This window comes from Planococcus sp. TJ-307, from assembly GCF_058268435.1.
The window spans coordinates 479,649-493,057 of record NZ_JBZDOJ010000001.1 but is presented as its reverse complement, the minus strand read 5'-3'; the positions used below and the strand labels follow the sequence as shown (position 1 = coordinate 493,057).

Annotated in this window: 12 protein-coding genes; 5 read left to right on the top strand and 7 right to left on the bottom strand. The window is 43.5% G+C overall.

Going from position 1 to position 13,409, the window contains the following annotated elements; genetic code table 11:
• Positions 1 to 2: 2 nt before the first annotated feature.
• From AC4EHK_RS02420 to AC4EHK_RS02390, 7 genes are all read right to left on the bottom strand, one after another.
• On the bottom strand, positions 3 to 1,616 hold the full coding sequence (locus AC4EHK_RS02420; RefSeq protein ID WP_490977204.1) for a YceG family protein: 1,614 nt from the start codon (positions 1,614 to 1,616) through the stop codon (positions 3 to 5).
• Positions 1,617 to 1,640: 24 nt separating this feature from the next.
• Entirely contained in the window at positions 1,641 to 2,456 is an 816-nt protein-coding gene (locus AC4EHK_RS02415) for an HAD family hydrolase (RefSeq protein WP_490977203.1), read from the bottom strand.
• The gene (locus AC4EHK_RS02410; RefSeq protein WP_490977202.1) at positions 2,453 to 3,562 is read right to left on the bottom strand and encodes a cysteine protease StiP family protein; all 1,110 of its coding nucleotides are present in this window, start codon (positions 3,560 to 3,562) and stop codon (positions 2,453 to 2,455) included. The genes AC4EHK_RS02415 and AC4EHK_RS02410 overlap by 4 nt, the downstream gene beginning before the upstream one ends.
• Entirely contained in the window at positions 3,559 to 4,929 is a 1,371-nt protein-coding gene (locus AC4EHK_RS02405; protein WP_490977201.1) for a phosphoribosyltransferase family protein, read from the bottom strand. Before AC4EHK_RS02405 ends, AC4EHK_RS02410 begins: the two co-directional genes overlap by 4 nt.
• Complete coding sequence (locus AC4EHK_RS02400) at positions 4,862 to 6,007, bottom strand: HpcH/HpaI aldolase/citrate lyase family protein (RefSeq protein ID WP_490977200.1); 1,146 nt, start codon at positions 6,005 to 6,007, stop codon at positions 4,862 to 4,864. Before AC4EHK_RS02400 ends, AC4EHK_RS02405 begins: the two co-directional genes overlap by 68 nt.
• 107 nt (positions 6,008 to 6,114) lie before the next feature.
• The gene (locus AC4EHK_RS02395; protein ID WP_142826889.1) at positions 6,115 to 6,693 is read right to left on the bottom strand and encodes a TerD family protein; all 579 of its coding nucleotides are present in this window, start codon (positions 6,691 to 6,693) and stop codon (positions 6,115 to 6,117) included.
• Positions 6,694 to 6,708: 15 nt separating this feature from the next.
• Positions 6,709 to 7,323 carry a TerD family protein gene (locus tag AC4EHK_RS02390; protein WP_490977199.1) on the bottom strand — a complete coding sequence of 205 codons (615 nt, stop codon included), beginning with the start codon at positions 7,321 to 7,323 and terminating at the stop codon, positions 6,709 to 6,711.
• Between the two features lie 279 nt (positions 7,324 to 7,602).
• Between AC4EHK_RS02390 and AC4EHK_RS02385 the strand changes: the two genes are divergently transcribed.
• From AC4EHK_RS02385 to AC4EHK_RS02365, 5 genes are all read left to right on the top strand, one after another.
• Positions 7,603 to 8,541, top strand: a complete 939-nt coding sequence (locus tag AC4EHK_RS02385; RefSeq protein ID WP_490977198.1) for a glycosyltransferase family 2 protein — start codon at positions 7,603 to 7,605, stop codon at positions 8,539 to 8,541.
• A complete protein-coding gene (locus AC4EHK_RS02380) occupies positions 8,531 to 8,926 on the top strand; it encodes a GtrA family protein (RefSeq protein ID WP_490977913.1) in 396 nt (131 codons plus the stop codon). The genes AC4EHK_RS02385 and AC4EHK_RS02380 overlap by 11 nt, the downstream gene beginning before the upstream one ends.
• A 19-nt stretch (positions 8,927 to 8,945) precedes the next feature.
• Positions 8,946 to 11,525: a YfhO family protein gene (locus AC4EHK_RS02375; protein WP_490977197.1), complete on the top strand. Its 2,580-nt coding sequence runs from the start codon at positions 8,946 to 8,948 to the stop codon at positions 11,523 to 11,525.
• A 99-nt stretch (positions 11,526 to 11,624) separates the two neighbouring features.
• Entirely contained in the window at positions 11,625 to 12,275 is a 651-nt protein-coding gene (locus AC4EHK_RS02370; protein WP_490977196.1) for a superoxide dismutase family protein, read from the top strand.
• Between the two features lie 181 nt (positions 12,276 to 12,456).
• Positions 12,457 to 13,332, top strand: coding sequence for an SDR family oxidoreductase (locus AC4EHK_RS02365; protein ID WP_490977195.1), 876 nt, complete (start codon positions 12,457 to 12,459; stop codon positions 13,330 to 13,332).
• The last annotated feature ends 77 nt before the right edge of the window (positions 13,333 to 13,409 follow it).

The following is a 13,409-nucleotide window of genomic DNA, read 5'->3' as shown; positions in this document are numbered from 1 at the left end:
GGCTAAAGCCATTTTCTGAATATCTTTTTCACCACTGAGGGTTCACGATAAGGCTCGTTAAAGCTGCGTTCGTCCAGCCAATGCGTATCAAATGATTCGGGATCTACCCAACGTTCGATATCCTGATGCCCTTGTGGGTTGATGATGATGACATCAAGTCCGAATATGTGGATCAAGGCGATCATATTGGCATCTGCACGGCTCAACTCACCGTCTTTTTCTTCGTTATAAAACAGCATGGTCGGTACAAACTGCGGATAATCAAACAGTTGGATCAATTGAATCACCGAATCCGGCAGCGACATGCATTGTGAAAAAGCATAAAGTTGTAATTCTTCGTGCGACTCATTGTTCTGAGGCAACAAGATCGGCTTTTCTACATGTCGGGCAATCGCTGCTGCAATCGCAGTTTGAACACCATCCGGCAATTTATTGTATCTCCACCAATGTGCAGCTTTCATTTTTTCCGGATCCAGAAGGCCCTCTCTTCCAAGAGCAGCACGATAATGGAATTGCTGATTGCCTTTTCGCTCTTCGATAAACGGAAAGCTTCGGATTAGTTTTGTATCTTCACGCTCAGTTAAATTATGGACGTTTTCCCAAAAGCGTCTTCGGTCTTTCTCGATGCCCATGAGCTTGGAGAAAACGACTGGAATGTTAACGCTGCCTCCCGCAACCGAAAACGATGGCCGAACCATCGCACGCTCTTTGGCCAGCATGAACGCTTCATCCATTGTCGTTTTAAGCCGGACCGAACGGGTCAAATAGGCTTTGAACTGGAAGGGCTTATAAAGCCCTGAATCATCGTGATGCAACAACCGGTCCACTTCCTGAGTTGCGCGGTAGGCAACCGTCCCAACACGTTTCGGCTTTTCTTCCGGAAAAGGCAAGAGTGTTGGAGCATTTACTTGGAAACTGTGGCTGTGAAGCCCTTCTTTTCCAACTGCCAGCTCGAACCAGCCTTCTCCTTTAGGATCGTAAACGATGATATGAAAACCAAAAGTTGCGGAAAGCTTCAAAAACCAAGTTTCACTTTCTGAAGCGCTGCCATACCACAAAAAGCCTGGCAGTCCTTTTTCCAACGACAATTTTTCAATTTCAGGTTCCAAGTGATTGAACATCCACTTGACCAAGTCAGTCGTAACGCGCCGGAAAGAAGAATGGGTGGTACTTCCTCCCGATTGCTCCTGAAAAGCTTTTAAAATATCAATCAGTACTACCCGAAGGCGCCGATTCAAATCAGAATCTTTCAATCGGGGCAGCAGTCCTTTACCATCGAGAAATGCCACCATACGGTTTGGCGACAATCCATTTTCTTTTTTGTTCATTTCGAACAAATCCTGTAATGTCCGGAGACGATCTTGTTCGATATGTTTGTTCATCTTATCGGAAAGCCGAATTAATCGTCCATCCGCAGCTTCGATGACATCGTAGATGCCGGCAAAATACTCGTCGCTATCAAGCGGCATGCCTGTGACTTGTCCAAGCAACTGTGGATACGTAATCTGATTTTCTTCAATTTTGGTTTCGCTGTGATCCACAATCGGTTTTTTCAGCCATTCCCCGATTTTTTCCGGATCCCAGGTTTTTGCGGGGATCGGATGCAATTGAACCATCGGAATCTCTCCTTGCTTTGTTGCTTACTTGCGTTGCAATGAAATCTCAGCAACACGAGCCAAGATTTCTTCTCCTGCCTTAATGCCGTGATAATCGGTTCTGCGAATATGCTCAGATACCGGAATCGCACTTCTCACTGCTTCACCATGGGAAGCCAGCATGCTGTAGTCTGCACTTTCCAGTAGATCGAGATCCAGCAATGAATCTCCGGCAGCAAAGACATAGCTTGCTCCCAATCGTTCTTTCACGTATTCCATAGCTGCTGCTTTTGTGATGCTTTCCGGCATAAAATAAAGTTTCCGGCCCTGCAAAGACATTCCCCATCCGAGCTTTTTGAAGGTTGTTGTGTAAAATTCAAGTTTGTTTTCAGGAAAACGGTCCCGGTCGACAATCAGGTAAACGAACCAATCTTCCGCCTGCCGCACTTTCAACACCCAGTCTTCCGAGAAATGGCGTTCAATTTCTGGAAGCAATTCCTGAATAATCGTTTTGCGGCTAACGCATTGCTGACGAATCCCGTCCGACCACTCCTTGATTGGTTGACCATTTTCCAATATGACCGCACCGTTGGATATGACTGCAAAACGCGGCGCTTGCTGCCCTTTAAAAATCCCTGTCACCCGTTCGTATTGAGCCTGTGTACGCGTAGTAACCGGCAAAAAGAATGCAGAATCACTAATATTCCACAATTCAGATTGGCTTTTTTGGGTCATAAAGGATAACGGTTTGCCTTCGTAACGCTCAACTTCGACCAATTCTTCTTCTGTCACGTCCATGCCCATGGAATTGCGGGAATAAATTAAAGTCTGATCCAAATCACTGGCGAATAAAACCGTCATATTTCTTTACCCGATCGGATCAAGCCGATTGCGCGATAGAACAAGTCGGGAACGACTTCCACCGGCACCTCTTTTTCTTCTGCCAGCATCAAAATATGATGGACATCCGGATTATCCAAACTGTTGACCAAAATCTTCCACGGGCTTCTGCGAAGCAGAACACGAGTTGTTTCGCCAACTCCCGGTTTGATTAGGTGGTAGTCCGTTTCACTGTACATCTGCTGGCCGATTGCTTCAACTTCCTTCATGCCCTGCCAAGTTCTTTCAGCTGTCACGGGAGTCGAAACCGCGTCTTTCTCGACTCTTTCACGCGTCTCCGCAAAGCACTCTGTAATTTGATCGACGAAATCATTGGACAAATCTTCTTCAAGCAACTCGCCATAAAACTTGGCTCCGTGAAAATCATTTTTGCCAATATACAACTTGTTAAGAATGGTTCGACTCACCAAACCGGATACCGTTGCATTCAGACAAGCGCTCGGAATAAGAAAATCGTCACGTGTCCCGAATAATACTGCACAGGCACCAGGATCAGCCAACACCGCCATATCATCGTACAGGTCTAGGCCTTTTTCTTTATTAAGGCTGTTGACCGATTTGGTCAATTCTTTTTGGATGGCTCCTTTTCCGGTCCAACCGTCCACAAATTGGATGCGGCTTGCCGGATGTGCAGCCCGAATCGAGTCGATCGCTTTTTCATCAATTCCTTTATCCCGCAATATAGAAACACTGTAATGCGGCCAGTCCATTTTCATCACTTGTTCGGCATAACGGCGGATAAGGATGCCAATTGGGCTGCCAGCACGCGCTAAAGATACTAGAACAACGTCATCTGTGCCTGCATTCATAAAAATACGGCGTGTTACTAATCCCACCAAATAGCTTAATTGCTGCTTGGTCTTCTTTACCGTTTCATGATAGAGATTTGTGTACTCATCAGAAGGACGGTATTCCATCGGCAGCCGCTCTGCGTAATGTGCACCCGTCTGGACCGCTTTTTCCCGTTCCTCCAAGGTACTTTCAACAAATTCATCGCTGACGTCTTTCAATAGGAAGGTGATGTCTCTTTTCGGATAACTCGTTTTCACTAAACCCGTTGCTATCATTCGATCTTTTCACTCCTTTTACTGGTTGTCAGGGAAATCCATTCTACTGGTGCTTTTTTCTCCAGATATGTAAGCAGTGGTTGCCAGTCAGATTTCTCAATGACAGATTCTGCAAGCAAATAAATGCGGTCAATATCCAATTCATTGAGATTGTAGATAAACTGGCTAATGCCCTCTGCATCTGGCAGTTCAAATCTGGCTTTTTCCCTAATCGGATAGCCATTTGTCAGAGAAGCGAAAATCGGACTGCGTGTTGTAGTCTGCACAACCGGGTTGCCTCCTAAAGCTGAAGCAAAACGCAATGGCAGGTACATATTTTCTCCTATACCAATAACTAACGCCTTATCGCTTTTTTGTTCAAGCAATTTGGTTGCCGATTCTGCCCAGCCTTCTATTTCATCGTGCTCCTTGCTGGTAATGCCGAAACGGCCTGTATGAGATATATACTGCTGTGCCGTTTTCGAACGAGCAGCCAATTGCTCGCCTGGCAATTCAATATCCGGCAACCTGGAGCCTAAACTAGTCAATGAAACCAGTTCAGGTTCTTCAGGGGCTTTACTGTGAACCAGCTCAAACTCGCCAGCCATTAAAGACATAATTTTCAGACTGATATTCCGATCGTCCGCCATTTTTTCCAACTTCTCTTTCTGTATATCATTTCGCCAATCAAGAATAGAAAGAGAAGCGTAATGCTTTCCAGGGAATTGCTCGTCCAATGCACAAACCAGATTCAGCAGGGTATTGCCAGTCGAAATTTCATCATCGATTAAAACAATGGCTTCTGCTTCTTCAAGCATACCAGCAGGTGCATATACTTTATGGGACGTTGCGTGGGAATGCTCTTCTTCAAAGACAAAAGACGGGGTAATCCCAACAATCTCTTCACGTGTTGTATGAATATAAGCCGCGTCCTCAAAATGCTGAAAAACCGAGTGCCCAAGGCCCGTTGCGGTTTCTGCCATGCCAATGAACACTGTTTTTTGAGGCAGCGCTTTTTTAAATTGGAGCGATTTCACACTTGCTTTTCGATCTATTTTCCCAGTTTCAATCATTTCAACCAATGCGGCTGCATCCGGATGCCCTTCAAGCCCTGCTCTTTCCATCAGCAACGAAGCTAACAACGTGCCAGTTCCAAGAGCCACAGCTGGATCAACAGCGAGGTGTTTTGCAATAAGTTTGCTGACGAAGAGGAATTGGCGCTTTTTATTGACACGTAAAGCTACCGAAAAAAGCGATTCCGGTGAAAGTTCAGCATAGGAACTTGCGATCGAAATACGAATATCCAGGTTGTCCCACAACTTAGTATTGAGTTGAAAGTTGGTTTGCCCGGATGTGGTTAAGGACGTCGATTTGTTGATAGTTTTCATTGAGCACCCCATAGACTTCCGCTTGAGCAGCGATTTTTCTTGCCCAACTCAAATGCGGTTTTACTTCGTTCATTTTGTTTCGTTTAGGACTTTGCAGGACACCGTTCCGCTTGCCACTTTGATTGAGGATCAATTTGGCATCTTCAAAAGTTTCAAGCGATACAATATGGCCGGCATTGACGATGGAAATTTGAGACGGGTGGATACAGGTTTTTCCTTTAAAACCGTTCAGAACATCCAATTGAACTTCTTCCCATAGCGTTTGCTCTGGTTTTGAGGAAAGCCATAACCGCTCCCCACCTGAAAAATGTTCATATACTGGACCAGAAACCGTAAAACCATCTTCTGCACGATTGAAACGGTTCAAAATAGATGTCAGGCAATCACGGATGATATGAACATCATAAATGGTCCGCTCTGCAGGACGACGTAAGCCATAAAGACTGGAAAAATCTGTTGCGCCTACACGAACAGTCAAAACACGGTAAGCTTCAGATTTCATAATTTTGTGCAATTCCGCTAAAGTCTGTTCACGCGATTCACTGTACAGCACTTCTTTGGTTTCAAGCAGGGGCAGTGCATATAACTCTCTCCCAGCCGCTGCACTGGCACGATCCAATGCATCAAAAAACAACGGCAACGTAGCGGGCAAGCATTTCGGGAATACAATGCCAGTCAATATGTTCAATGACACGCCTGCCTGTTTGATTAATTTATCTAGTTGTTTGGGCGTACGAATTCGCAAAAACAAGGCTGGACCGGATGCCAGCTGTTCCGCACTTGCCTCGGCCAGTTTTTTAAACTCGCTCACCACATTCTTTTCTGCTTGTTCCAACTCTGAGTCGGCTACTGCGTCTTCCAAACAGATAATCAATGTGGTTAAACCGGAAAACGCACCACTGCTATAATCTCCGCTTATTATTTTTTGCGCAAAATTCAATCTGGATCCTGGTGTATAAAGTGCTGCACCTAATGCCAGGCCTAGGGTTTCCCGTTCCGTATCACGGTTAAATTCTGCCGGGTAGTATTTAAAAAAAGTTTTTAAATCAGAATCTGTCAATCCGCTAAAATGTCTCATGCGTGGTCCCTCCCGGCATGCTGCTGCTACAGCCCGTTCAAATTATCATTTCGTATATGAATGGAGAAAAAGCAAGGAGACAGTCTCCTTGCTTTTCCATCGTTTACTCAGCTGTTTAAGCCAAAGTCTTTCACAAGAGACTCTAAGCCACCTTGATAACCGCTGCCAATGGCATTGAATTTCCACTCTGAACCGTGGCGGTAAAGTTCCCCGACTACGACTGCCGTTTCAATTGAAAAATCTTCACCCAAGTCATAGCGGATCAATTCTTCGTTTGTGTCCCCATTGACGATACGGACATATGAATTGCTTACTTGGCCAAAGTTCTGGCTCCGTCCTTCTGCATCGTGAATTGTTATGGCAAAAGTCGCTTTTTCAATCGAAGCTGGAATAGCAGATAAGTTAACGTTTACTTGCTCATCATCGCCATCACCTTCACCGGTTTTGTTATCGCCAGTGTGTTCCACAGCTCCAGCAGCACCTGTTGTGTTGTTATAGAAGATAAAGTCAGCTTCGGAAGCTGTTTTGCCTTCACCATTTAGAAGGAACACGGAAGAATCCAAATCGAAATCTTGTCCTCCATCATACTTATTGGTATCCCAACCTAAACCTACGATTACTTTTGATAAACCAGGATTAGTTTTCGTTAAATCTACTTTTTGTCCTTTTGATAAGTTAATAGCCATTTTTCCAATCACTCCTTAAGAATATTTGTTTGCAATTGAGCCAATATCTGGTTCTGATGCGCCTTCACCGACTGCAGAAAACTTCCATTCTGCGCCTTGGCGATAAAGCTCACCAGTAATCAGCGACATTTGTCCTGCATAATTGTCCGTCAGATTATAATGGACAAGTTCTTCCTTCGACTGATTATCAACCAAACGAATAAACGCATTTTCAATCATGCCGAAATCTTGTTTCTTTTGTTTCGCATTATAAATGTTAACGACGAAGACCAAACGATGAACAGAAGGTGAAATGCGCTTTAAGTCGATATTAATCGTTTCATCGTCGCCTTCGCCTTCGCCAGTCAAGTTGTCGCCTGAGTGGACAACACTGCCGTCTTTGCTTTTCTTATTGCCGAAATAAATGAGGTTTTCTTTTGCCGTCAGCTTGCCGTTTTCATCAAGCAACAAGACGGATGCGTCACAGTCAACATCAGCACCGCCGCCTCCGCCGCCCAATAGGCCGCTTAGAAAGCCTCCACTTTTTTTGGTTGCAACAGGGTCCCAGCCCAAGCCAACCATAATGCTTGAAAGAGATGAACGTCCTTTTGTTAAATCGATCTTTTGACCTTTTACAAGATTAATCGCCATTCTTAACACTCTCCATTCATCAGTATGTATTCTATTTTAAAGGTATAGGTCCAACATGTAAAATTCAACGAATAAGGTCTTGTAAATCTGGTGTTAAGAAACGCTAATAGGAGCCCGCTCACGCTGAATTTTCAGACAAATGTTTTCTTAAAACACCTGTCGTATACTAATACGTATGTAACGCTGGGAAGTTTCATTTTCGCAAGGCATACTTCTTAAATGGCACGGGTAAATACAGCATGAAGAGATTTTATTGATAGCTCGAAAGGGGGCAAACGAATGAAACTTATATCCATCATTGTTCCAGCCTATAACGAAGAAGCAAATATTGCTTCTATGTACGAAAGGTTGGCGCAAGAACTTGATTCGCTTCCATACCATTATGAAATTATGTTCATCAATGATGGCAGCAACGACGGGACACTCGAGGAAATTTTAAAGCTGGCCGCAGCACACGATAGCGTAAAATATATTTCGTTGACCCGGAATTTTGGGAAAGAATCCGCGATGCTCGCCGGTTTAAAACGCATCAAAGGAGACGCTGCTATTGTCATGGACAGTGACTTGCAACATCCGCCCACTCTGATAAAGGAAATGGTGGAAGGATACGAAGAAGGCTTTAACCAAGTTGTCGCTAGACGGTCCCGCACCGGTGACTCCAAAGTTCGCTCCTTGTTTTCTTCCCTCTATTATAAACTGATTAACTCGATTACCGATGTCGACCTGCAAGATGGGGAAGGCGATTTCCGTCTATTAAGCCGAAAAGCCATCAACGCAATTTTGGCATTGAGTGAAAGCAACCGCTTTTCCAAAGGGCTGTTCTCATGGATCGGGCTCAGCAAAAAAACGATCAACTACGAAAATGTGCTGCGCACTGATGGCGATTCAAAATGGTCATTTAACAGTCTTGTCAACTATGGAATTGACGGAATCATTTCATTTAATATGAAGCCTTTGCGCATTTGTTTTTATACAGGGTTTCTGGTTCTGTTCCTGTCACTTATCTATATCTTCTTCACGCTCTATAACATTATGCAAGAAGGCGTCGGAGCTCCAGGCTACTTTACAACGATTACGGCAATTCTCTTACTTGGAGGCATTCAATTAATCAGCCTTGGCGTCATCGGGGAATATATTGGACGCATTTACAACGAAACCAAACAACGCCCGCATTTTCTGGTGGATATCAGCAATGTGGATGAATACGATGAACGTTAAGGCATTAAACACTGAATTTACCCGTTTTATTTTTGTCGGTGTCGTGAATACAGTAAGTTATTACAGCATTTACCTGCTGCTTCATAATGTGTTGTCTTGGTCTTATTTAGCAGCGCATATCATTGGGTTTTTGATCAGTTTGAACATTTCATTTTTCTTGAACTGCTATGTCACTTACCGAATTAAGCCCACTTTCAAAAAGTACTTGTACTTTCCTTTAACACAGATCGTTAATATATCTGTATCTACTGCTCTGATTTTTATGTTCGTTGAATTTTTTCATCTAAACAGCAATATCGCACCTTTTGCGGCAGTGCTGTTTACGATTCCCATAACCTTTGTCGTATCCGGAAAAATTCTTAAAGATACAGCACATCCAAAATAAGCAAAAAGACGGTGACCCTATGCACAAGTTACGCTCTGCCCTTCTGCTGTTATTCTTTAGCGTGCTACTCTCAGCAATTGGACACGCTGTTTTTCTTTTTCAATGGTCACGTAGCCATTTCATGGTGGGAATTAATGACGGTCTTTCCCAAATGATGCCCTTTAAGCATCTTTTATATACGCAATATACCCAAGGAGAATTTTTCTATTCGTTTGACTTTGGTTTAGGAGCGGGTACGTTCAGTGAACTATCTTATTATTTTTCAACATCCATCGTATTCCTGATTTCTGTATTCGTTGTGTTCGTGCTGGAAATAGCCAACATTGTTCAGACAACAGATGTACTGTTTTGGGCAAACGCAGCCGTCTTTATTAGCGTGATTCGTTTGGCTGCCGTCTTGTTCATCACAACACGTTTGTTCATGTACATGAACATTTCAAAACCGGCAGCTTTGCTTGGGGCATCTCTTTATGGAATTTCCGGCATGTATTTCCGGCATGTCACGTATTGGGAATTTTTCGCTGATGCTTTTCTATGGCTGCCGCTTCTCTTGCTTGGGGTCGAGAAAATTTTTCGTGAACAAAAACCTGGTTGGTTTTTAACGGCTGTCGCTGTGTCGATGATCGACAATTTCTATTTTGCTTACATCAATTTTTTGCTGACTGCCCTCTATATTCTTTTCAGGTTGTTCATCCCGCTTCAACCCAATGAGCAGGACAAAATGAAAGCGATTATGAGTTTTGGAATTGCCGGCCTAATCGGTGCTGGTATCAGTGCAGTTTCCTTTATACCTGCTGTCTATGCATACTTGAATAATCATAGGCCTGCTTTTCAACAGGAAATCCCATGGATTGATGTGACGGACAATATTTTGTTCGACAGCAGCTTGATTGTCCTGCCAGCCATTTTTGTGCTGCTGTTGTTTTGCGGCTTTTTGTATCGCCACAAAACTTTCCGCCTCTTTGCACTTCTCGGAATTGCCGGGATTATGATGCACCATAGTCCATTGATTGGCAGTGCCTTTAATGGATTTTCTGCTCCTCAATACCGATGGGAATACTTTTTATCCTTGATGGTTGGAGGGGCTGTAGCTGTTGCACTCGACCAACTTCATAAATTCACGATTCTGCGTTTATTGACTGCATCAGCTTTTGCCGCTTTTGTTTTTAAATTGTATGCCTTCAAAGATGAATATTTTGAAATTGATTCGCAATTTTCATTTCTTGCGGTCGGCAGTCTGTTGCTGACGATTTTACTGCTATCTTTGTATATCCAATACAAAAAGCCCGCACTCAAAGCATTATTGATGACGTCCTTATTTGCATGGGCTTTGCTGTTTGCTAACCTCTATCAATTGGAGAAAATTCTGGAGGATGGAGATATTGCTCAAGTTAATGAGGAATTGATAACCGGTGATGAATATGACGATCCGGAAATCGTTGAACTTCTAGATTTTATTCATACTAAAGAAACTGGTAGCCCTTACCGTATTGAATGGATGGAAGGTGTGCGCAATAACACACCAATTGTCCAGGATTTTCAGGGACTGAGTGCATATTCCAGTATTTTAAATAAAAATTTACTGTTCTTTTATCTGTACGATCTCGAAATTGATATGAAACGTGAAAGCGTCAGCCGTTATGCCACATTGGGAAATCGGGCAAACCTTTACAGTATGCTGCAAGGCAAATACTTGATCCGGCCAACTGATGATGACAATATTCCATTTGGCTTTACAGAAATTCAGGCATCCGAAAATTACACCGTCTATGAAAATGAATACGTTTTGCCGTTTGCGCGTTCTACTTCCGCTGTTTATCAGGAGCAACAGCTGGCTGAGATGTCTGTGCTGATACGTGAACAGGCAATGCTTACAGGTATGGTGCTTGACCAGACGCAAGGTACTGGGAGCATAAGCGCAACAGAAGAGATTACAGTCGGCTATGAAATAACAGAAGTTGGCGCCTCCTATAACGGCAGCACGCTTGAAGTCACAGAAGAACTCGGTGGCTTGGACTTGAATGTGGAGAGTTTGGATGAATCCATTATTGATTTGTTTGTCTCCTTCCACTTGGAAAATCAAGCTGCTGACGAAGGGTTTACGCTCATGGTCAACAACTATGAAACAACCAGAAAGTCCAATCAATCTGTCTACAAGACATTTGTTGATGATCTCACGATCCGTGTTTCTGCCGATGAACAAATTGAAATACGACTGCCTAAGGGCGTATATGAATTATCCGAAATCGAGCTTTATTCAGAGACTTACGAAACTCTATTGGATCAAGCTGACAAGCCGGATAAATCCAGCAATCTGCTAATTGATGGCAGCAAAGTCAGCCTCGATTATGCAAACACTGAAAACGATGAATACTTAAAGTTGTCGATTCCTTACGAACAGGGCTGGCGGGCTTTTGTAAATGGCCAAGAAACTGAGGTGCTAAAAGCCGATTATGGGTTTACAGCTGTTCCTTTAGAGGAAGGAAACAACACGATTTCCTTAACTTACCGGCCGCCATTTTTTAAATCCACTTTAATTTTAAGTGTTTTTTCTGCACTGCTTGGCGTTTGGTTTATTTTCCGAAATAGAAAAACATAAGATTCTTCTCCTACAAAAGAATCGTTTACAGAAAATTGCGTTTATTTAACTTTGGATGGGTGTAATGTAGAGTAACACGATTTCAAGGGAGGAGTTCAAATGAAGCGTTGGCTTTTACTTGTTTTTGCACTGGTCTTCTTATTGTTTCTGGCAGCTTGCGGAAATGAGAGCACAGAAGATCCACCGACAGAATCAGATGGAGCAACAGAACAAGAACCTGAAGAGGATGGGGACGACTTGCCACAGCTCGGAGATGAAGTGGATGAAGAGTCAGAAGATAGCGGAGAAGAAATACTGCTGTTGACTGTGGAGATGATGGACAGTAACGGCGAGGCTATAGGCACTGCAGAATTATCTCAGGAAGACGCTGGAGTTGGCGTAGTACTTGAAGTTGAAAATTTAGAAGCGGGCATTCACGGCATTCATTTTCATGAGGCTGGAATGTGTGAAGTTCCTGACTTTGAAACAGCAGGCGCCCACTTTAATCCAACTGATGCCATGCATGGTATGGACAACTCCGATGGCCCACATGCCGGGGATCTTCCAAATATTGAAGTCGGAGATGACGGCACCGCTATGCAGGAATTTATAGCTGAGAACGTAACACTGGCTACCGGCGAAGACAATTCTTTGCTTAAAGAAGGCGGTACGGCGCTTGTCATTCACGAGAGTGAAGATGATCAAGCAACAGACCCGTCTGGAGAGTCTGGAGATCGAATTGCTTGTGGTGTCGTCACGGGAGAATCGTAACGACGATGAACTTACTTTCCTATAAAACGAAAACACCTTATCCATTAAGGGGTTTTCGTTTTATATTTTTTTAAAAAGCAACATCCCTTTGATAAAATTCAAATAGGTTTTAGATGTGTTTAAGTGAAACTCCAACGGGAATAAGGAATATAAAGCCACTTACATTCTGAGGAGGATTCACATGACTAAAGATAAATTCGAAGAAATTGACGAGCAAGTCGATCCACAAGAACAGTCTCAACAACCCGGTTCGGAGGAGCAAATGAGCCCTGAACCGATTTATGATGATAAAGACTATAAAGGTTCTGGGAAATTAGAAGGAAAAGTTGCCATTATCACTGGCGGTGACAGCGGAATTGGCCGTGCAGTAGCAGTGGCTTATGCAAAAGAAGGCGCAAACATCGCCATTGCGTATCTGGATGAACACGAAGATGCCGACAAAACAATAAAAGCAATTGAAGGCTATGGTGTCAAAGCGGTAAAATTTGCTACTGATCTCAGCGACGTAGAAAATTGCAACCAATTGGTAGTGGACGTTATTTCTGAATTCGGCCAATTGAATATTCTAGTCAACAATGCCGGAAAGCAATTCCCGCAGGATGATTTTTTAGCCATCAGTCCTGATCAATTAATGGAAACTTTTTCAACCAATATTTTCAGTATGTTCTATTTAACACAAGCAGCTTTGCCGCATCTCCAAAAAGGAGACAGCATTATCAACACTTCTTCTGTAACAGCTTACCGAGGCTCTCCAGAGCTGATTGATTATTCAGCGACCAAAGGTGCCATTACAAGTTTTACCCGCTCTTTATCAGCGAACATTGCGGAGCAGGGAATCCGTGTAAACTCTGTTGCGCCAGGCCCTATTTGGACCCCTCTCATTCCGGCAACTTTCGGGGCTGAAAAAGTCGGCAAGCACGGTGGGGACACTCCGATGGAACGGCGCGGCCAACCATCTGAAGTAGCGCCTGCTTATGTTTATCTAGCTTCAAAAGATTCGACTTATGTGACAGGACAGGCCATTCATATAAACGGCGGAGATTTTATCAGCTCATAATTTTAAAACCCCTGGCAATTTGCCAGGGGTTTTTTTCGCTTTGTTCCAGAACCAACACTTAACTCTTAAGCCTATGA